The sequence below is a fragment of the Streptomyces sp. NPDC048603 genome, assembly GCF_043199475.1.
In the GTDB taxonomy this organism is placed as follows: Bacteria; Actinomycetota; Actinomycetes; order Streptomycetales; family Streptomycetaceae; genus Streptomyces.
On record NZ_JBICVY010000003.1, the window covers coordinates 374,356 to 391,913 of the forward strand.

Genomic DNA, 17,558 nt, shown 5'->3' on the forward strand with positions numbered 1-17,558 from the left:
GGCGAGGGAGGGAAGTCGAGCGGACGACCGACGTGTTGACGAGCGTCCGCCGCGCGGACCCTAGCCCTTCGAGCCGGACTTCCACTCATGGGCGAGGAGCCCGAGCAGCACCTCGTCCAGGAACTCGCCCAGCACCCAGGCCGAGGAGCGCAGCACGCCCTCACGGACGAAGCCGTTGCGCTCGGCGGAGCGCAGCATCGCGGTGTTGTCGGACAGCGTCTCGATCTGCAGCCGCTGCAGACCGCGTACGGCGAACCCGTAGTGGCACAGCACCGCGACCACGTCGGTGCCGTAGCCCTTGCCCCGCGCCGACGGCAGAAGTCCGAGGCCTACGTGCGCCGACCGGTTGTGGTTGTCGATGCCCCACAAATTCGCCATGCCGACGAGGGAGTCGCCTTCCAGCTCCACCACGGAGAACTGGACGAGCTCCGGGTTCGTGTCGTCCCCCACGAGCCGCGGATCCTTCGAGCCCGGGGTGGTCGGCCGCCACGGGACGCCTGCGGCCCGCGAGCCGTTGACCACGTCGTCGAAGAGCTCTGTCCGCAGGATCGGGATGTCTTCCTCGTGCCGGGCCCTGAGCCCGACCTTGCTGCCCTTTAGCATGCGAGCTTCCTATCCGGTCGGCTTCACCGACGGCAAGCAGATTTGGGCGCCCCCTCGGCGCCCCCGCGCCGCTCAACTCCATGTTGAGCGACTGGGGTTGGCCGCCACCCGGAACGGTTCGGCCGACCGGCCGTTTCACGACGGTTCGGGCCGCGAGGCGTTCACCTTCAGCATGGCTTCCAGCAGGTTCTGCGTCGGGGCGCGGAAGAGGTGGCCGGACTCGGCGGCTTCCACCACGGACCTGGCGAGTCCGATCGCTTCGTTGAGATCGGTCGCCGAGCGGGTGCGGTTGAAGCGGCGCGACAGCGCGTAGGCGAGGTCATACCCCATCGCCGTGCGGTCGAGGAGGCGCGCCCCTTCGGCGGCGAGCGCCCGCCTGATGACCTCTATCGCCCGGTCCAGATCGGAGTCGGCGCCGGTGCGTTCGAATCGGTTGAGCAGGGAGTCTCCCAGGCCGCTCAGCCACTTGACGGCGTCTGCGTCATCGACGGGCGCCATCGCGGCACCGGCTTCACAGCACTCGATCACCCGGTCCAGATCCGCGGATTCGGCGGTGGCTGCCAGCCGGAGCCTGAGCGCCTTCGCCAGGGTGGAAAGAACGGCTTCCCGCTGGTCGACGGCACTGGCCAGCGCCGCCTCAAGCAGTTCGACGGACTGGTCGAGATCCTCCGCCGAGCGGCCGTTCTCGAACCGGAGCATCAGCAAGTGGCCCAGATTGGCGGCCATTCCGGGACGGAAGGGGTGGTCGGGAGCGAGGTGGACCATGATCTGCCGGGACAGCGTGATGGCGCTCTCGATCCGGTCCGGGGCCTTCGTATCGATCGCCGACTGCTGGAACGAAGCGGCTGTGGGCACCGCCCGTTCCGCGAGCGTGGGGAGCATGGGCTCAGGGATGCCGTCCAGCGCCAGGAGGAAGGGCAGCTCGAACAGGGCCAGCGCGGCATCGTGGTCGCCGTGTCCCTCGCCTTCGGGCACCAGCCGGGACCGGTGCCAGCGCAGCCTGCCCAGCAGGTGCTGCGCGACGGCCGCCATGCTGACGTCGATGTCCGCGCCGCCCTCGGCGAGTATCGCCTCGAGCTGCAGCACTTCCGGGAGGTCACCTGACGTCAGGATCGCGCGCAGGTCGCCGGACGCGGCCGCGCTCTCCATCTTCCTGTTGATGAGGTGGATCAGTTCCCAGACGTCGTTTTGGCTGTTCATGTACCCAGACCTTGGCAGATCCCGAAGCGATCGGCCAGGACGGCGCTCGCGGACCGCGCCGCACGAGCCGGACCGGAGGAAAGGGCGGCCGGAGTACGGCCGTAAACCGCCCCCGGTACAGGGAACTGCCGATGGCCTCCGGCCGTCCATGGGTGTGACGTGCACCACCCGACGGCCGGCTGGCCCGCCGCTGTTGTTCGGGGCGTCGGCGGGCTCGTCGAGCCGGCCCGTCGCGGATCTCGTGAACAGGATCAGGGAGCTGCTCGGCCCGTAGTCCCGAGGGCGGCCCGCCGCGGCCGGTTGACCCCCTTGACGGACGGTTCGGGTGGATGGACGCTCACGGCTCCGCATCCGTAACGGTTCAGACGGTTCGATCGGTTCGCACGGTTCAAGGGGGGAGCCGCGATGGCGGAGGGACACGATGATGCCTGGGGCCGGCCCGACGGGCCGCAGCTCGCGGGGGAGCTGCGGGCCCGGCTCGACAAGCACGCCGCACGCTGGTCCGTGATCGAACGGCTCGGTGACGACGAGCCCGTGCCGCGCCCCGCGCTCGGCCTCGACGCGGACGGCAGCCCGCTCACCACCGCGGCGGAGGCCGCCCGGGTCGACGTACGGGAGCTGATCGCCCGGCTCCCCGACAGCGGCAACCCGCACCTCCGCCGCCGGCGGGCCGCCTCGTCCCGGCCGGCCGCCGTGGACTGGCGGCACCGCTGGGGCTGGCCCTGGATCACAGCGGTCCGGGACCAGAACCCGTGCAGCGCGAGCTGGGCCTTCGCCGCCGCCGGCCTGGTCGAGTCGATGGCCCGGATCGAGCACGACGTGTGGGCGCCGCGCTCCGAAGGGGACGTGCACGACGGCCTGCGGGCCGCCTGCGGCCGGCTCGGCACACCGGAAGCCGCCCTCGACTGGGTCCGCGACAACGGCGGCCTCGCCGACCCCGACTGCCATCCGTACGGCACGCCCCCGCCCGGACTCCCCGCCGAACGGCGCGAGGCGTGGCGGGCGGCCGGTGTGCCCAGCTGGGACCGGTCCGGGCGGACCGTCCGGATCCGCGGGTACGTCCGGCTGGGCGACGTGGAGCAGCAGAAGGTCTGGCTGGACACGGTCGGGCCGCTGACCGCCTGCTTCGACGTGTACGAGGACTTCTTCGGGCTCGGCGCGGGGGTCTACCACCCGACCACCGACCGGCTCGCCGGCGCGACTTGCGTGCTCGTCGTCGGCTACGACGACGCGGCGGGCTGCTGGCTCTTCAAGAACTCCTGGGGGACCGGCCACCACGTCGGCGGCTACGGCCGCATCGGCTACGGCGAGGCCCGCGTCGACCACTGGGCCAAGTGCGGCCTGTACGGCACCAACATCGACCCGTGGAGCAAGCGGCGGCTGCACGCGGGGAACGCGTACGAGAGCGGCAACGGCCCCGCCCACCGCAACGTGGAGATGCTGACCGCGGGCCCCGACGGCCGGCTCCGGCACTGGTGGCGGGCGGGCGAGGCGCCGTGCCGCTGGACCCGGGCGGGCCGGCCGGCCTTCGGCAGGGACGCGTCCGGGCAGCCCGCCTTCACCGGGACCACGTACAACCGGAACATGGAGTCCCTGCACGTCACCCCGGGCGGGCGGCTCCGCCACTGGTACTACGAGCAGTCCGCGCGCACCTGGCGGGACGGGGGGCTGTTCGGCGCCGAGGGGGACGCGGCGCCCGGCTCCACGCCCGCCTTCATCCAGAGCGACTACGGGCAGCCGGGGAACTTCGAGGTGGTGGTGCGGACGGCCGACGGCCGGCTCCGGCACTGGTGGCGGATCAACGGCTCGCCGTGGACCTGGAACGACGGAGGCTGCTTCGCCTCCGGCATCGCCCACTACGGGCCCGCCCTGGTGCAGACCCGCGCCCGCCGCCTGGACCTGGTCGCCACCCGCAGGGACGGCCGGATGCAGCGGTGGTGGCGGGACGACGCGGCCGGCTTCGTGTGGCGGCCCGGGGAGATCTTCGGCAGCGGCATCGGTTCCGCGCCCTGCCTGATCGAGTCGCAGTACGACGCCCGGGACGAGGACACGGCGGGCAACTACGAGCTGTGCGTGGTCCGGGCCGACGGCCGGATCGAGCACTGGTGGCAGGGGAACGCGCGCGGTTCGGCCTGGCAGCGGAGCGCGGTGTTCGGGCACGGCGCGGTGTCCGTGACCGGGATGCTGCAGGGCAGCTTCGGATTCCGGCTGGAGGTGTTCGTGCTGCGCGCGGACGGGCGGCTGCAGCACTGGTGGCGGGACCCGGACGCGGACGGGCGGGAGGGGGAGGGATGGCACGAGGGGGCGGTCATCACCTGACCGCCCCCTCGGGCCCTTACGTGTGCGTCGCTGTCAGGATCAGTCCTGGTTCGCGCCCGCCGGCAGCTCGCGGAGCTTGAACTCACCCGAGCGCATACCGGTCTTCAGCGGCGGCAGGGTGTAGTCGAGCATCTTCTTGGCGTCGGTGTAGCGGGTGTCGACCGTGCTGGCGCCGAGCACCACGCCGATCACGGACTTGCCGTCCCGGGTGGCCGAGAAGACCAGGCAGGGGCCGGCCGGGGTGTTGGTGCCGGTCTTGATGCCGTTGGCACCCGAGTAGGAGCCGAGCAGCCGGTTGCTGTTGGCCCAGCTGTAGGTGTACGGCTTGCCCTGGGGGTCGATGGCAGTGCCGCCGACGCCCGTGGACTGCACGATGGCGCGGAAGGTGCTGTTCTTCATCGCCTCGCGCGCCAGCTTCGCCAGGTCGCGCGGGGTGGTGTAGTTGTTCGCGCTGCTGTTGGGCGAGTTGCCGTCGAACGAGTCGAACTTGGTGTTCGCCAGGCCGAGCGCCTTCGCCTTGGTGTTCATCTGGGCGATGAAGTTCTTGGTGCGCTCGGCGCGGGTCGTGCCCTTGCCGAAGGTGTCGGCGAGGGCGTAGGCGGCGTCGCAACCGGAGGGGGCCAGCATGCCGTCCAGCAGGTCGCCGACGCGCACCTTGTCGCCGACGCGCAGGTAGGCGCTGCTGTAGGGGTTCTTGGTGACGTAGTCCTTGTGCGCCTGCTGGACCGTGACCCGGCGGTTCAGGTCGAGGCCCGACGTGGTGAGCACGACGTACGCCGTCATGATCTTGGTGGTGCTGGCCATCGGACGCTTGGTGTCCGCGGCCTTGGAGAACTTCGTGGCGCCCGTGCTGCTGTCCAGCACGAACGCACCCTTGGCCGTGACCGTCGGAGCGGGCGCGGTGGCCGCTCCCGCGCTGCTGACCAGCGGGGTGGCGGTCATCAGGGCGCCGGTGGCGGTGGCCACCAGGAAGGCCCGGCGGGTGCGCGAGAAGCCGAATTTCAAGAGGGATCCCCCGGGTTCGCGGAAGAAGGGCGAATGTGTCAGGGCCCGCGAGTCGAGGCGGGCCCTGACATGAGACGCACGGCGGACGCGAATGGATGTACGGGATCAGGACCTGTTTTCCGGGGGATGGCCTGCCGTCAGGAGAACGCCCGCAGCGCCCGGTGCTGTACGGATTCCAGCGGGCCGCGGCCGAAGCGACGCAGCCACAGCCAGGAGCCGGTGGCGAGAACCGCGCAGACGGCCGCCCACAGCCCCATCACCCACCAGGGCCGGGCATCGGCCCCGAACCGGGTCGCCAGGCCCAGCCCGAGCCCGTAACAGGCCAGCATGCACAGCAGGTTCTGCAGGACGTAGCAGGACAGCGCGGTCCGGCCGACCGAGGACAGCGCGCCGGTGAACACGGCCGGCACCCGGGCCCGGTCCAGCACGCAGCCGATCAGCCCGATGTAGCCGAGCGCGACCAGCGGGGCCGCGGCGTAGCGGCCCAGCAGGAAGAAGTCGGATCCGGCGAGCGCGGTGGCCAGGTTCAGCGGCAGGCCGATGCCGAGGCCGAACACGGCGAGCCGGGTGCGCAGCCGCCGGCCGGCCGGGCTGTCGGCGAAGGCCCCCGCGCGGTGCAGCCGTACGCCGAGCAGGAAGAGGAACAGCAGCAGCCCGAAGGAGAAGACCGGCTCCATGCGCAGGGCGAGGGCGTTCTGCGCGCGGAAGGCGATCTGCTCGGCCCAGCTGCCGTGGGCGTAGAGCTCGACGGCCCGGTCGGAGACCTTCGCCGGCTCGCCCGAGCCGCCGGCCAGGGCCAGGGTGGCCAGGCCGACCAGGGCCAGGTGCAGGCTGATCGAGGTCCACAGGGCGATGCGGCGGGCGCGCTCGGAGCGGGCCAGCAGCCGGGCCGTGAGCAGGGCCGCGACCGCGTAGCCCATCAGCACGTCCCAGGCGAAGACCAGCAGGAAGTGCACGGTGCCCTCGAGGAAGAGGAAGGCGGCGCGCTTCCGGTAGGAGCCGGGCCAGGGCAGGCCGCGGCGGGCGGCCGAGTCGTACTGGATGGCCAGCCCGACCCCGAACAGGATCGTCAGCAGGGCGAGGAACTTGCCGTCGGCGAGGAAGCGGAAGACGAACTCGGCGTTGACCCGGTCCGGCATGTCGAGCCCGCCCTGGAGGACGCCCCACTCCGAGCCGGGCGCCGCGAAGATCCAGACGTTGGTCATCAGGGTGCCGAGGATGGCCGCCCCGCGCAGCACGTCGAGCAGCGGGATACGGCCGGAGGCGGGGCCGGGAGCGGTGCGGGACGCGGTGCCTGATGTGGCGCCCGGCACGGTGCCGGAGGAGGTGTCAGCCATGTCTTCAGCGTCCCGGCGGGGCGGGCGCGGTTCGTCCTGCGGCCGGACGAAAGCGGCGTACATCCTTCGATGCAGCGGGCCGCCCGGGTGCTCCGACCGGCCCGGCGCGTCCGGGCGGCTCCTGGCGCCTCCCGGTGGCTCCTGCGGTCCACATGGCGGACGGCGCCCGGCTTGCACCCCTGTTGTATCTATGCTGCGTCCATGTCGTCCATCCCCACGGCGCCGACCGCTGTCCCCACCGCGACGGCCAAGCAGCCACCCGCCACCGACCGCGTCTACCGGCACGTCAAGCAGGGTGTGCTCGACCGGCGCTACGAGGGCGGCACGCTGCTCACCGAGGGCGAGCTGGCCGAGGCCGTCGGAGTGTCCCGCACCCCGGTGCGCGAGGCGCTGCTGCGACTGGAGACCGAGGGGCTGATCAAGCTCTACCCGAAGAAGGGCGCGCTGGTGCTCGCCGTGTCCGCGCAGGAGATCGCGGACGTGGTCGAGACCCGGCTGCTGGTCGAGGAGTTCACGGTCCGGCGCGCCGTACCGGCACCGCCCGCGCTGCTGGACCGGCTGGCCGGGCTGCTCGCGGAGCAGCGGCGGTGCGCGGAGAGCGGCGACCTCGCCGCGATGATGGTCGCGGACCGCTGCTTCCACGCCGAGATCGTCCGGCACGCCGGGAACCAGATCCTCTCCCGCCTCTACGACCAGCTGCGCGACCGCCAGCTGCGGATGGGCGTGGCACTGCTGCACGCGCACCCCGACCGGGTCGCCAGGACCCTGGCCGAGCACGCGGAGATCCTGGACGCGCTGCGCGCCGGGGACCGGGAGGCCGCGGCCGCCGCGGTGCGGGGGCACATCGGGCGGGTCGACGCGCTGGTCCGCGGGGCGGAACGGTGAGCGGCTCCGTGAACGGCTCCTTGAACGGGTCCGTGGAGGGGTCCGTGGAGGGGTCCGTGGAGGGGTCCGCCGCGTCGGCGGGCGATGCCGGGGTGGCGGCGACGGCCGGCGGTTCCGCGGCCCGCCCGGCGGCTCCGCCCGAGCCGCCGGGCGGGCGCCGGGCCGCGTTCGTCTGGTCCATCGGCGTCGCCGTCTACTTCGTGGCCGTCATCTTCCGCACCAGCCTGGGCGTGGCCGGTCTGGACGCCGCCGACCGCTTCCAGGTCAACGCCTCGGCGCTGGCCGCCTTCTCCCTGCTCCAGCTGCTCGTCTACGCCGGCATGCAGATACCCGTCGGCCTGATGGTCGACCGCCTCGGCACCAAGCGGGTCCTCACGCTCGGAGCGGTGCTCTTCACCGCGGGCCAGATCGGCTTCGCGCTCTCGCCCTCGTACGGGATGGCCCTCGCCGCCCGGGCCCTGCTCGGCTGCGGCGACGCGATGACCTTCATCTCCGTGCTCAGGCTCGGCACCCGGTGGTTCCCGGCCCGGCGCGGCCCGCTGATGGCACAGCTGGCCGGGCTCGTCGGGATGGCGGGCAACCTGGTCTCCACGCTGGTCCTGGCACCGGTCCTGCACGAACTGGGCTGGGTTGCGGCCTTCGCGGGCAGTGCGGTGGCGGGCCTGGTCGTGCTGGTCCCGCTGGTGCTGTTCCTCAAGGACACCCCGGAGGGGCAGGGTCCCGCATCCGCCGCATCCGCCGCATCGGCCGCACCGGCGTCCGCGGCGGGCGGCCGGGGCTTCGTACGGAACCAGATCGCCGAGTCCTGGCGGGAACCCGGCACCCGGCTCGGCCTGTGGGTGCACTTCACCACCCAGTTCCCGGCCATGGTCTTCCTGCTGCTGTGGGGCATGCCGTACCTCGTCGAGGCACAGGGCCTGTCCCGCTCCGCCGCGGGCGGCCTGCTCACCCTGATCGTCGCCTCGAACATGGCCTGGGGCCTGGTCTACGGCCAGATCGTGGCCCGTCGGGCCGCCTCCCGGATCCCGCTGGCGCTCGGCACGGTCGCCACCACCTCCGTGCTGTGGGCCGCGGTGATCCTCCACCCGGGCGGGCGGGCCCCGATGTGGCTGCTGGTGGTGCTGTGCGTGGTGCTGGGCACCTGCGGCCCGGCCTCGATGATCGGCTTCGACTTCGCCCGGCCGGCGAACCCGCCCGAGCGCCAGGGCACCGCGTCCGGCATCACCAACATGGGCGGCTTCCTCGCCTCGATGACCACGCTGCTGTCCGTCGGCGTCCTGCTGGACGCCACCGGCCAGGACTACCGCACCGCGCTCTGCTCGGTGTTCGTGCTCCAGGTGCTGGGCGTGACCCGGATCCTGTCGCTGCGCGGCGCGGCAGTGCGGCGGGAGCGGGAACACGCACGGCAATGATCCGAACTCCCTTCTCCGTGGCCGGAACTCGGGGGCTCCGGGGCGGCGTCTGATCTCCACGGGACCGTGGAGGGGGACGACGGAGCATGTGGCAGAGGATCTCCGCCGGTGCGCTGCCGGCAGCGGAGAGATTCGATTGGTACAACGACGTGGTCGCCAGAACCCTGCTGCCGACCGCGCTCAGCGCCGACCGGGACGCCGACTTCCACGCCGAGGCGGCCGCCCTGCCCCTCGGCGTCGCACAGCTGTCGGAGTTCGCCCACTCGCCGTTACGCTCGCGCCGCACGCCCGCGCTGATCCGGCGCGGCGATCCCGAGCAGTACCAGCTGGCGCTGATGACCAGGGGCCGGTACTGGCTCTCCCAGTGCCGCAGCGACACCCTGATCGGCCCCGGCGACATGATCCTCTGGGACACCTCGCACCCGCACGAGGCCGCGTCGATGAGCGGGCCGCCCGTCGGAGTGCTCATCCTCCAGCTGCCGCGGGAGGCCGTGCCCCTGCCCACCGGCCGCATCGACCGGCTGCTCGGCCTCCGGATCCCCGCCGACGCCGGCACGGGCGCCGTCCTGGCGGACTTCATCGGCTCGCTGGACTCCCACGCGGCCGGGTGCGCGCCGGCCGAACGGGCCGCGCTGGGCTCCGCCGCCGTCCAGCTGGCCGCCGCCTGCCTCGCCGGCCGGGCCGATCCGTACGGGCAGCCGCCCGCGGAGTTCCGCGCCCAGGTCCTGCGCCGGCAGATCGACGCCTTCATCGAGCACCACCTGGGCGACCCGGCGCTCGGCCCAGGCGCCATCGCCGCCCACCACCACATCTCCGTACGCACCCTGCACGAGCTCTTCCGCGGCCGGCCGGAGGGCGTCGCGGCGTCCATCCGGCGCCGCCGTCTGGAGCGCTGCCGCGCGGACCTGGCCCGGCCGGACCTCGGCGGGCGGCCGGTCCAGGCCGTCGCCGCCCGCTGGGGGTACACCAACGCGTCGGCTTTCAGCCGTGCCTTCCGGGAGGCGTTCGGGGTCAGTCCGCGCGACTTCCGCCACGGAACCGGCGACGGGCACCGGCCGGACGGGCGTCCTGCGCGCAGCGTCGGACAAGGCCGCGCTGCCGGCACACTCCGGGCCGCCGTCCGTTCCTAGGCTCGGTGTCCTGAAAGCACCACGGGGCCCGCGAGACACGGGACAGAGGAGACACGGCATGCCCGCGTACGACGAAGACACCGGCACCACCGGCGCCGGCGCCAGCGCCACCACCGGCACCGAGACCATCCGTCCGTTCCGGATCGAGATCGAAGACAGCGCCCTCGAAGACCTGCGCGACCGGCTCGCCCGCACCCGCTGGCCGGCCGACGCGCCGGGCGAGGGCTGGGCGTACGGGATCCCGGTCGCCGAGGTCCGGCGGCTGGCCGAGTACTGGCGCGACGGCTACGACTGGCGCGCGCACGAGGCGCGGCTGAACGGCTTCCCGCAGTCCGTCACCGAGATCGACGGCACGGACGTGCACTTCCTGCACGTCCGCTCGCCCGAGCCGGACGCGCTGCCGCTGGTCCTCACACACGGCTGGCCGGGCTCGTTCGCCGAGTTCGCCGACATGATCGGGCCGCTCAGCGACCCCCGCGCGCACGGCGGGGACCCCGCGGACGCCTTCCACGTCGTCGTCCCCTCCATCCCCGGCTACGCCTTCTCCGGTCCGACCCGGGACCGGGGCTGGAGCTCCCGCCGCATCGCCGCCGCCTGGGACGAGCTGATGCGGCGGCTCGGCTACGACCGCTACGGCGCCCACGGCGGTGACGCCGGCTCGCTCGTCGGACGTCAGCTGGGGCTGCTGAAGCCCAAGGGGCTGGTCGGCACGCACGTGCTCCAGCTGTTCTCCTTCCCCTCCGGCGCGCCGGGAGAGATGGAGTCGCTGACCGCCGAGGACCACGCACGGCTGGCGGTCCTGGCGGACTTCCAGGAGAAGGCGGGCTTCTCGGCCATCCAGTCGACCCGGCCGCAGACCCTGGCGTACGCCCTCACCGACTCGCCCGTCGGCCAGCTCGCCTGGAACGAGCTGCTGCTGGGCATGGGCGCGCCCAACGGGCTCACCGACGACCAGATCCTCACCCACGTCACCCTGTACTGGCTGACCGGGACCGCCGGCTCGGCGGCCCGCCAGTACTACGAGGACGCGCACGACCCCGAGCCGATCGCCGGGCCGAACACCGCGCCGACGGGGGTCGCCGTCTTCGCCGGCGACTTCCTGTCCATCCGCCCGTTCGCCGAGCGCGACAACACCGACATCCTGCAGTGGAGCGAGTACGACCGCGGCGGCCACTTCGCCGCCATGGAGGTCCCGGACGTCCTGACCGAGGACATCCGCGGTTTCTTCCGCCGCCTGCGCTGACGGCTGGCGCGCGGAGGCCGCCGCACCCCGGGCACGCGGACCGGCCGTCCTACGGGGGGACGGCCGTGCCGCGGCCTACGGAGGGACGGCCCGTCCGCGCCCTACGGAGGGACGGCCCGTCCGCCCTACGGCGTGACCGCGAAGTTGGCGAGGATGGCCGCGGCCAGATCCCGGTCGCCCTCGACCTTGACCCGGTCGGCGACCGCGGCCGGGCGGACGCGGCCCGCGGCCAGCCGTACGTACGTCTCCCAGTCCAGCACCAGCGTCACCGCCGGCCCCAGCGACGGGGTCCCGTCCACCGAGCCGCGGCCGTCCGCGTCGACCCGGACGGTCCGCAGGAACTCCGGCCCCGGTCCGTGGACGTCCACCACCACCGCCGAGTTCGCGGGCGCGCCCGCCCGCTTCGCCACCACCTTCGGCAGCCCGGCCAGCAGCACGTCGCGGGCCACCAGCGCGCCCGGCGAGTCCAGGTTCCCCGGCACGCCCAGTGTCGTCCGCAGGTCCTGCTCGTGCACCCACACGTCGAACGCGCGCAGCCGCAGCGCGTGCTCCAGCGTCACCTGGTCGCCCAGCGGGCCCCGCACCATCGTCTGCGGGTCGCGCTTCTCGTTCCGCAGCTGCCGGGACCGCCGGATGACCGTGTACTCCAGTTCGGAGGTCATCTCCGGTGCCGTGTGGTGCCGGCGCACGTCGACCTGCACCTCCATGTACCGGCTGAACTCGTCCACCACGTGCCGCAGGTCCCGCGGCAGGGTGTGGATCGGCCGGGGGTCGCCCAGCATCTCGCACTCGATCCCGATGACGTGCGACACCACGTCCCGCACCGACCAGCCGGGGCACGGCGTGGCCCGGTTCCACTCGCCTTCCGTCAACGGCGTGACGAGTTCGGATATCGCCTCGATGGAGTGAGTCCACGCGTCGGCATACGTTTGGAGGCTGGGATGCGGCTGGACGGTCAACGGGACCCCTCGCGTGCTGTTCAGTGGCGCAGTGGCGCGTTGTGGACTGCGGGTGGACGTGTGTCCCAAAGCTACGCTGCCCAGGAGCACCCCGGCAGTGCTTTCGTGTGACGATCGTAGGCCCGAGTTGACGGCTTGAACGCCAGGACGGTGGTACCGTGCGCGCCTCCCTCATCCAAATCGCTGTGGACGACGCCGAGTCGGTGGTCTCACGCCGCCGGCGGGTCGCCGGACTGGTCCGCGAGCAGAGCGACTCCGACCTGGTCGTGCTGCCCGAACTGTGGCCGGTCGGCGCCTTCGCGTACGAGCAGTTCGAGACCGAGGCCGAACCGCTGGACGGGCCGACGTACGACGCGCTGTCGAAGGCCGCGCGGGACGCCGGCGTGTGGCTGCACGCCGGGTCCATCGTGGAGCGCGCCGGCGACGGCCGGCTCTACAACACCGCGCTGGTGATCTCCCCGGCGGGCGAGCTGGCCGCGACCTACCGCAAGATCCACCGCTTCGGCTTCGACGAGGGCGAGGCCGTGCTGATGTCGGCGGGCGACTCGCTGACCACGGTGGAGCTCCCGGAGCAGACCCTGGGCCTGGCCACCTGCTACGACCTGCGCTTCCCGGAGCTCTTCCGCGGCCTGATCGACTCCGGCGCCACCACCCTGGTCGTCTCGGCGGGCTGGCCCGAGCGGCGGCGCGCCCACTGGACCCTGCTGAGCCGGGCCCGCGCGGTCGAGGAGCAGGCGTACGTCCTGGCCTGCGGCACCGCCGGCACCCACGCGGGAGTGCAGCAGGCCGGCCACAGCCTGGTCGTCGACCCGTGGGGGGAGGTCGTGGCGGAGGCCGGGCCGGGCGAGCAGGTCCTCACCGTGGACCTGGACCCGCGGAAGGTGGCGGAGACCCGCGAGCAGTTCCCCGCCCTGAAGGACCGCATGCTGGGCATCCGCCCGGCCAGGGGCTGAACCGGACGGACTACCCCTCCTCGCGCTCCTTCTCGGCCATCCGGATCACGCACACCGCGACGGCCACCAGGAGCGCGGGGTCGGCGTCCTCCCGCAGCACGTCGACCGCGTACGTCTCACGCAGCCGGAACCACTGCCGGGACACCAGTGCGAGCAGCTCGCCCTCGTATTCGACCTTGAACTCCCGGTCGAGGATCCGCCCGCTGACGTCGAGCTCGGTCCCCTCGGCCAGCCGAACCAGGAAGTGGTTCCGCAGCAGCGACAGCCGCTTGCGCCGGACCAGGGCGAGCCGGTGCCCGTCCCGCTCCAGCTCCATCGCGTCCCGCAGCCCGAACAGCTTCCCGCGCAGGGTGATCAGCACCCGCCCCTCGGGATCCCTCACATCGAGGGTGTCCCGCAGCCGCAGCGCCTTCCCGTCGACGAGGAACGCGTGCCGCCCGTCCTCGTCCTCGACCCAGTAGTCGTCGCCGACGGCGAACGCCTTCTCCCTGACGAGGTACTTCACTTGAGCTCGGTGGTGTCGAGCACGAGGTCGAAGGGCTCGGGCAGGCGCACGGGCGTCCCGAACGGGTGCGGCCCGTCCTTGGCCTCGTACCCGAGCTGTCCGGGCTCCGAGAACAGGGTGATCTCCCGGCTGATCCGGTCGACGAGCAGGTAGAGCGGGGCACCGTACTCGGCGTACCGCTTGCGCTTGACGACCCGGTCGGTCTCCGCGTTCGACTGGGACGTGACCTCGACGACCAGCAGGGTCTGGTCCGGCAGGAGCGCGCCTCCGCCGGAGGCGAGCTCTCGCGGCACAACGGCGAAGTCCGGCACGTACCAGTTCGCGGTCTGAGGAAGATCGAGGTTGCCGGAGCCGGTGATGCAGCCGAGTACCCGGGCCCGTGGTTTCACCTGGTCCCGGATGATCTCAGTGGCGTCCTCGTGGTCCCAGGTAGGCGTCACGAGTGTGATGACCCCTTCGATGAGCTCGGCGCGGTCGTCACCGGCAACGTGCTGGATGGCGTACTTCAGTGCACGCTCGGGGTCGATCCCGTCGGTGTAGTCGTCCGTGTTCGGGTCGATCCTGTGCTGGTGATCGCCAGGCTGGGCGGCAGTGGCCATCGGACGTCTCCTTCCGTCTCGGTCCCACGCTCCCACGACGCTCCGTGCCGCGTCCGCCGGGCGCGGTGTCCTTCACCCGGGGGTGTGCCGCAACACGCTGCTCTGCGCTTCACGGGTGGATGGCAAGCTTGAAGCATGAACGATTCCGCCCCGGCGCACACCCCCGCGCCCGCGCCCCGACGACGTGCCCGTGTCCGTGCCCCCGAGCTGATCGGCAAGGGCGGCTGGCTGAACACGGGAGGCAAGGACCTTTCCCTCGCGGACCTGCGCGGGAAGATCGTGATTGCCGATTTCTGGACGTTTTGCTGCATTAACTGCCTGCATGTCCTGGACGAGCTGCGGGAGCTGGAGGAGAAGCACCGCGACACCGTCGTGATCGTCGGCGTGCACTCGCCGAAGTTCGTGCACGAGGCGGATCACCAGGCGGTCCTCGATGCCGTCGAGCGGTACGAGGTGCACCACCCGGTGCTCGACGACCCCGAGCTCGCGACGTGGAAGCAGTACGCCGTGCGGGCCTGGCCCACGCTCGTCGTGATCGACCCCGAGGGATACGTGGTCGCGCAGCACGCCGGCGAGGGCCACGCGCACGCCATCGCGCGGCTGGTCGAGGAGCTGGAGGCCGAGCACGAGGCCAAGGGGACGCTGCGGCGCGGTGACGGACCCTACGTGGCGCCCGAGCCGGTGGCCACGCATCTGCGCTTCCCCGGGAAGGCCGTCCGGCTGCCGTCCGGGAACCTGCTGGTCAGCGATTCCACCCGGCACCAGCTCGTGGAGCTGGAGGCGGACGGGGAGACCGTCGTCCGGCGGATCGGCGACGGGGAGTTCCGCGAGCCGCAGGGGCTGGCGCTGCTGCCCGGAGGGAAGGTGGTCGTGGCCGACACCGTCCACCACGCGCTCTGCGTCTTCGACCCGGAGACCGGGGCGGTCGAGCGGGTCGCCGGCACCGGACGGCAGTGGTGGCAGGGGTCGCCGACCGCCGGGCCCGCCCTGGAGGTGGACCTGTCCTCGCCGTGGGACGTGGCCTGGTGGCAGGGCAAGGTGTGGATCGCGATGGCGGGCGTGCACCAGCTGTGGACGTACGACCCGGAGGCCGGGACCGTGCAGGTCGCGGCCGGCACGACCAACGAGGGCCTGGTCGACGGGCCGGCCGCGGAGTCCTGGTTCGCGCAGCCGTCCGGGCTGGCCGCCGCCGGGGACCGGCTGTGGATCGCCGACTCCGAGACCTCCGCGCTGCGCTGGATCGACACCGACGGGGTCGTGCACACCGCGGTCGGCACCGGCCTGTTCGACTTCGGGCACCGTGACGGGGACGCCGCACAGGCGCTGCTCCAGCACCCGCTCGGGGTGACCGCGCTGCCGGACGGGTCGGTGGCGGTCTGCGACACGTACAACCACGCGCTGCGCCGCTTCGACCCGGCGACCGGACAGGTCTCCACTCTGGCGACCGACCTCCGGGAGCCCAGCGACGCCGTGCTGGACGGCGAGGACATCGTCGTCGTGGAGTCCGCGCGGCACCGGCTGACCAGGCTCCGGCTGCCCGAGGAGGCGGTACGCGTCGACGCCGTCGCGCACCGCACCCAGCGGGCGGCGACCGAGGTGGCGGTCGGGACGCTCCGGCTCGACGTGGTGTTCAGCGCCCCGGCCGGGCAGAAGCTGGACAACCGCTACGGGCCCTCGACCCGGCTGCTGGTGTCCTCGACGCCGGCGGAGCTGCTCGCCGGGGGCGCGGGCGCCGGCACCGACCTGTTCCGGGAGCTGGTGCTGGACCCGGACGTCACCGAGGGCGTCCTGCACGTGTCGGCGATGGCCGCGTCCTGCGACGACGACCCGGAGAACGAGTACCCGGCCTGCCATGTGCACCAGCAGGACTGGGGAGTTCCGGTGACGGTCACCCCCGACGGCACCGCCCGCCTCGCCCTCGTCCTGGCCGGGATGGACGACGAGGGCTGAGCCGTACGGACCTTTGCGGATCCGTCAACTCCGGGGCCGTGCATGGTGGTCGTGCGGTCCGCGGAGTTGACGGGGCAGAGGGCGGGCGGTCGGCCGAACGGTATGCCGACCGGACACTCCTAGCCCTCCAGGAAGGCGACGAGTGCGTTCGCCAGGAGGTACGGGTCCTCGGCGCCGCAGAGTTCGCGGGCGCTGTGCATGGAGAGGATCGCCACGCCGATGTCGACGGTCTGGATGCCGTGGCGGGCCGCGGTGATCGGGCCGATGGTGGTGCCGCAGGGCATGGAGTTGTTGGAGACGAAGGTCTGCCACGGCACGCCGGCCCGCTCGCAGGCGGCGGCGAACACCGCGCGGCCGCTGCCGTCGGTGGCGTAGCGCTGGTTGACGTTGACCTTCAGGATGGGGCCGCCGTTGGCGCGCGGGTGGTGCGTCGGGTCGTGGCGCTCACCGTAGTTGGGGTGCACCGCGTGGCCGGTGTCGGAGGAGAGGCAGACCGTGCCGGCGAGGGCGCGGGCGCGGTCCTCGAAGGAGCCGCCGCGCGCGAAGACGGATCGTTCCAGCACGTTGCCCAGGAGCGGGCCGTCGGCGCCGGTGTCGGACTGCGAGCCGTTCTCCTCGTGGTCGAAGGCGGCCAGGACCGGGATGTAGGGGAGCTTCTCGGCGGTACCGCCGGCGGAGGCGACCGCGGCGAGGGCGGCCACTCCCGCGTGCACCGACAGCAGGTTGTCCATGCGCGGTCCGGCGAGCAGTTCGCGGTCGCGTCCGAGGTACGCGGGCGGCTCGACCGAGTGGACCATCAGGTCCCAGCCGGCCACCGAGCCGGCCGGCAGGCCCTCTTCCTCCTCCAGGAAGGCGATCAGGTCGCCCTCCTGCGCGTCGCCCAGGCCCCAGATCGGCTGCATGTGCCGCTGCTTGTCGAGCTTCAGGCCGTCGGTGTTCACCGACCGGTCCAGGTGGACGGCGAGTTGGGGGACGCGCAGCAGCGGCCGGTCGATGTTGACCAGGCGTTCGGTGCCGTCGGCCAGGGTGAGCCGCCCCGCCAGGCCCAGGTCCCGGTCCAGCCAGGTGTTGAGGAGCGTCCCGCCGTAGATCTCGACCGCGATCTGGCGCCAGCCCTGGGAGCCGGTGTCCGGGATCGGCTTGACCCGCAGGTTCGGGGAGTCGGTGTGCGCCCCGATGATCCGGAACGGGGTGTGCGCGGCCGAGCCCTCCGGCACGTACCAGGCGATGATCGCTCCGCCGCGGAGCACGAACCGGCCGCCCGTTCCCGCGTCCCAGGCGTCCGTCTCCGACAGCTGCCTGAAGCCCGCCTTCTCCAGCCGCTCGGCGGCGTTGGCCACGGCGTGGTACGGCGAGGGGCTCGCCGCCAGGAAGGTCATCAGATCGTCGGTGTGGCCGCGGTCGAAGCGGGCGGGAGAGCTCATGTGGTTCACCTTAACGACGGTCGTGTTCGTCATG

Annotated in this window: 15 protein-coding genes; 7 read left to right on the forward strand and 8 right to left on the reverse strand. The window is 72.6% G+C overall.

Features of this window, described 5'->3' with window-relative positions; genetic code table 11:
- Positions 1-60: 60 nt before the first annotated feature.
- Positions 61-603: a GNAT family N-acetyltransferase gene (locus ACGFQ9_RS08390; protein ID WP_393572477.1), complete on the reverse strand. Its 543-nt coding sequence runs from the start codon at positions 601-603 to the stop codon at positions 61-63.
- Between the two features lie 135 nt (positions 604-738).
- A complete protein-coding gene (locus tag ACGFQ9_RS08395; protein ID WP_393572479.1) occupies positions 739-1,803 on the reverse strand; it encodes a hypothetical protein in 1,065 nt (354 codons plus the stop codon).
- 405 nt (positions 1,804-2,208) lie between these two features.
- On the opposite strand from ACGFQ9_RS08395, the gene ACGFQ9_RS08400 reads away from it, so the two are divergent.
- The gene (locus ACGFQ9_RS08400; RefSeq protein WP_393572481.1) at positions 2,209-4,122 is read left to right on the forward strand and encodes a C1 family peptidase; all 1,914 of its coding nucleotides are present in this window, start codon (positions 2,209-2,211) and stop codon (positions 4,120-4,122) included.
- Positions 4,123-4,161: 39 nt separating this feature from the next.
- Here ACGFQ9_RS08400 and ACGFQ9_RS08405 read toward each other — a convergent pair whose 3' ends face one another.
- Both ACGFQ9_RS08405 and ACGFQ9_RS08410 read right to left on the reverse strand, forming a co-directional pair.
- Complete coding sequence (locus ACGFQ9_RS08405) at positions 4,162-5,127, reverse strand: D-alanyl-D-alanine carboxypeptidase family protein (protein WP_393572483.1); 966 nt, start codon at positions 5,125-5,127, stop codon at positions 4,162-4,164.
- A gap of 137 nt (positions 5,128-5,264) precedes the next feature.
- The gene (locus tag ACGFQ9_RS08410) at positions 5,265-6,464 is read right to left on the reverse strand and encodes a DUF418 domain-containing protein (RefSeq protein WP_393572485.1); all 1,200 of its coding nucleotides are present in this window, start codon (positions 6,462-6,464) and stop codon (positions 5,265-5,267) included.
- A 201-nt stretch (positions 6,465-6,665) separates the two neighbouring features.
- Between ACGFQ9_RS08410 and ACGFQ9_RS08415 the strand changes: the two genes are divergently transcribed.
- The 4 genes from ACGFQ9_RS08415 to ACGFQ9_RS08430 all read left to right on the forward strand — a co-directional run bounded on the left by ACGFQ9_RS08415 (position 6,666) and on the right by ACGFQ9_RS08430 (position 11,134).
- Positions 6,666-7,349 carry a GntR family transcriptional regulator gene (locus ACGFQ9_RS08415; protein WP_393572487.1) on the forward strand — a complete coding sequence of 228 codons (684 nt, stop codon included), beginning with the start codon at positions 6,666-6,668 and terminating at the stop codon, positions 7,347-7,349.
- 92 nt (positions 7,350-7,441) lie between these two features.
- Positions 7,442-8,761, forward strand: a complete 1,320-nt coding sequence (locus ACGFQ9_RS08420) for a nitrate/nitrite transporter (protein ID WP_393573005.1) — start codon at positions 7,442-7,444, stop codon at positions 8,759-8,761.
- A gap of 86 nt (positions 8,762-8,847) precedes the next feature.
- Complete coding sequence (locus ACGFQ9_RS08425) at positions 8,848-9,891, forward strand: helix-turn-helix domain-containing protein (RefSeq protein ID WP_393572489.1); 1,044 nt, start codon at positions 8,848-8,850, stop codon at positions 9,889-9,891.
- Between the two features lie 58 nt (positions 9,892-9,949).
- Positions 9,950-11,134: an epoxide hydrolase family protein gene (locus ACGFQ9_RS08430; protein ID WP_393572491.1), complete on the forward strand. Its 1,185-nt coding sequence runs from the start codon at positions 9,950-9,952 to the stop codon at positions 11,132-11,134.
- A gap of 125 nt (positions 11,135-11,259) precedes the next feature.
- Here ACGFQ9_RS08430 and ACGFQ9_RS08435 read toward each other — a convergent pair whose 3' ends face one another.
- Positions 11,260-12,093 carry a maleylpyruvate isomerase family mycothiol-dependent enzyme gene (locus tag ACGFQ9_RS08435; RefSeq protein ID WP_393572492.1) on the reverse strand — a complete coding sequence of 278 codons (834 nt, stop codon included), beginning with the start codon at positions 12,091-12,093 and terminating at the stop codon, positions 11,260-11,262.
- A 158-nt stretch (positions 12,094-12,251) separates the two neighbouring features.
- Between ACGFQ9_RS08435 and ACGFQ9_RS08440 the strand changes: the two genes are divergently transcribed.
- Positions 12,252-13,046 carry a carbon-nitrogen family hydrolase gene (locus tag ACGFQ9_RS08440; RefSeq protein ID WP_393572494.1) on the forward strand — a complete coding sequence of 265 codons (795 nt, stop codon included), beginning with the start codon at positions 12,252-12,254 and terminating at the stop codon, positions 13,044-13,046.
- Between the two features lie 10 nt (positions 13,047-13,056).
- Here ACGFQ9_RS08440 and ACGFQ9_RS08445 read toward each other — a convergent pair whose 3' ends face one another.
- Entirely contained in the window at positions 13,057-13,551 is a 495-nt protein-coding gene (locus ACGFQ9_RS08445; RefSeq protein WP_393572496.1) for an LURP-one-related/scramblase family protein, read from the reverse strand.
- Positions 13,548-14,150 (reverse strand): Uma2 family endonuclease, encoded by a 603-nt coding sequence (locus ACGFQ9_RS08450; RefSeq protein ID WP_393572498.1) that lies wholly within the window; start codon positions 14,148-14,150, stop codon positions 13,548-13,550. Before ACGFQ9_RS08450 ends, ACGFQ9_RS08445 begins: the two co-directional genes overlap by 4 nt.
- Positions 14,151-14,285: 135 nt before the next feature.
- Between ACGFQ9_RS08450 and ACGFQ9_RS08455 the strand changes: the two genes are divergently transcribed.
- Positions 14,286-16,100 (forward strand): NHL domain-containing thioredoxin family protein, encoded by a 1,815-nt coding sequence (locus tag ACGFQ9_RS08455; protein ID WP_393572499.1) that lies wholly within the window; start codon positions 14,286-14,288, stop codon positions 16,098-16,100.
- A 119-nt stretch (positions 16,101-16,219) separates the two neighbouring features.
- Here the strand turns inward: ACGFQ9_RS08455 and ACGFQ9_RS08460 are convergent, their stop codons facing one another.
- Positions 16,220-17,524, reverse strand: a complete 1,305-nt coding sequence (locus ACGFQ9_RS08460) for a M18 family aminopeptidase (RefSeq protein WP_393572501.1) — start codon at positions 17,522-17,524, stop codon at positions 16,220-16,222.
- Positions 17,525-17,558 lie beyond the last annotated feature (34 nt).

What these genes read in the sequence shown, in the direction of transcription:
- ACGFQ9_RS08390 (WP_393572477.1), bottom strand. Translation starts at nt 603, where the DNA reads ATGCTAAAGGGCAGCAAGGTCGGGCTCAGGGCCCGGCACGAGGAAGAC.
- ACGFQ9_RS08395 (WP_393572479.1), bottom strand. Translation starts at nt 1,803, where the DNA reads ATGAACAGCCAAAACGACGTCTGGGAACTGATCCACCTCATCAACAGG.
- ACGFQ9_RS08400 (WP_393572481.1), top strand. Translation starts at nt 2,209, where the DNA reads ATGGCGGAGGGACACGATGATGCCTGGGGCCGGCCCGACGGGCCGCAG.
- ACGFQ9_RS08410 (WP_393572485.1), bottom strand. Translation starts at nt 6,464, where the DNA reads ATGGCTGACACCTCCTCCGGCACCGTGCCGGGCGCCACATCAGGCACC.
- ACGFQ9_RS08415 (WP_393572487.1), top strand. Translation starts at nt 6,666, where the DNA reads ATGTCGTCCATCCCCACGGCGCCGACCGCTGTCCCCACCGCGACGGCC.
- ACGFQ9_RS08425 (WP_393572489.1), top strand. Translation starts at nt 8,848, where the DNA reads ATGTGGCAGAGGATCTCCGCCGGTGCGCTGCCGGCAGCGGAGAGATTC.
- ACGFQ9_RS08430 (WP_393572491.1), top strand. Translation starts at nt 9,950, where the DNA reads ATGCCCGCGTACGACGAAGACACCGGCACCACCGGCGCCGGCGCCAGC.
- ACGFQ9_RS08450 (WP_393572498.1), bottom strand. Translation starts at nt 14,150, where the DNA reads ATGGCCACTGCCGCCCAGCCTGGCGATCACCAGCACAGGATCGACCCG.
- ACGFQ9_RS08455 (WP_393572499.1), top strand. Translation starts at nt 14,286, where the DNA reads ATGAACGATTCCGCCCCGGCGCACACCCCCGCGCCCGCGCCCCGACGA.
- ACGFQ9_RS08460 (WP_393572501.1), bottom strand. Translation starts at nt 17,524, where the DNA reads ATGAGCTCTCCCGCCCGCTTCGACCGCGGCCACACCGACGATCTGATG.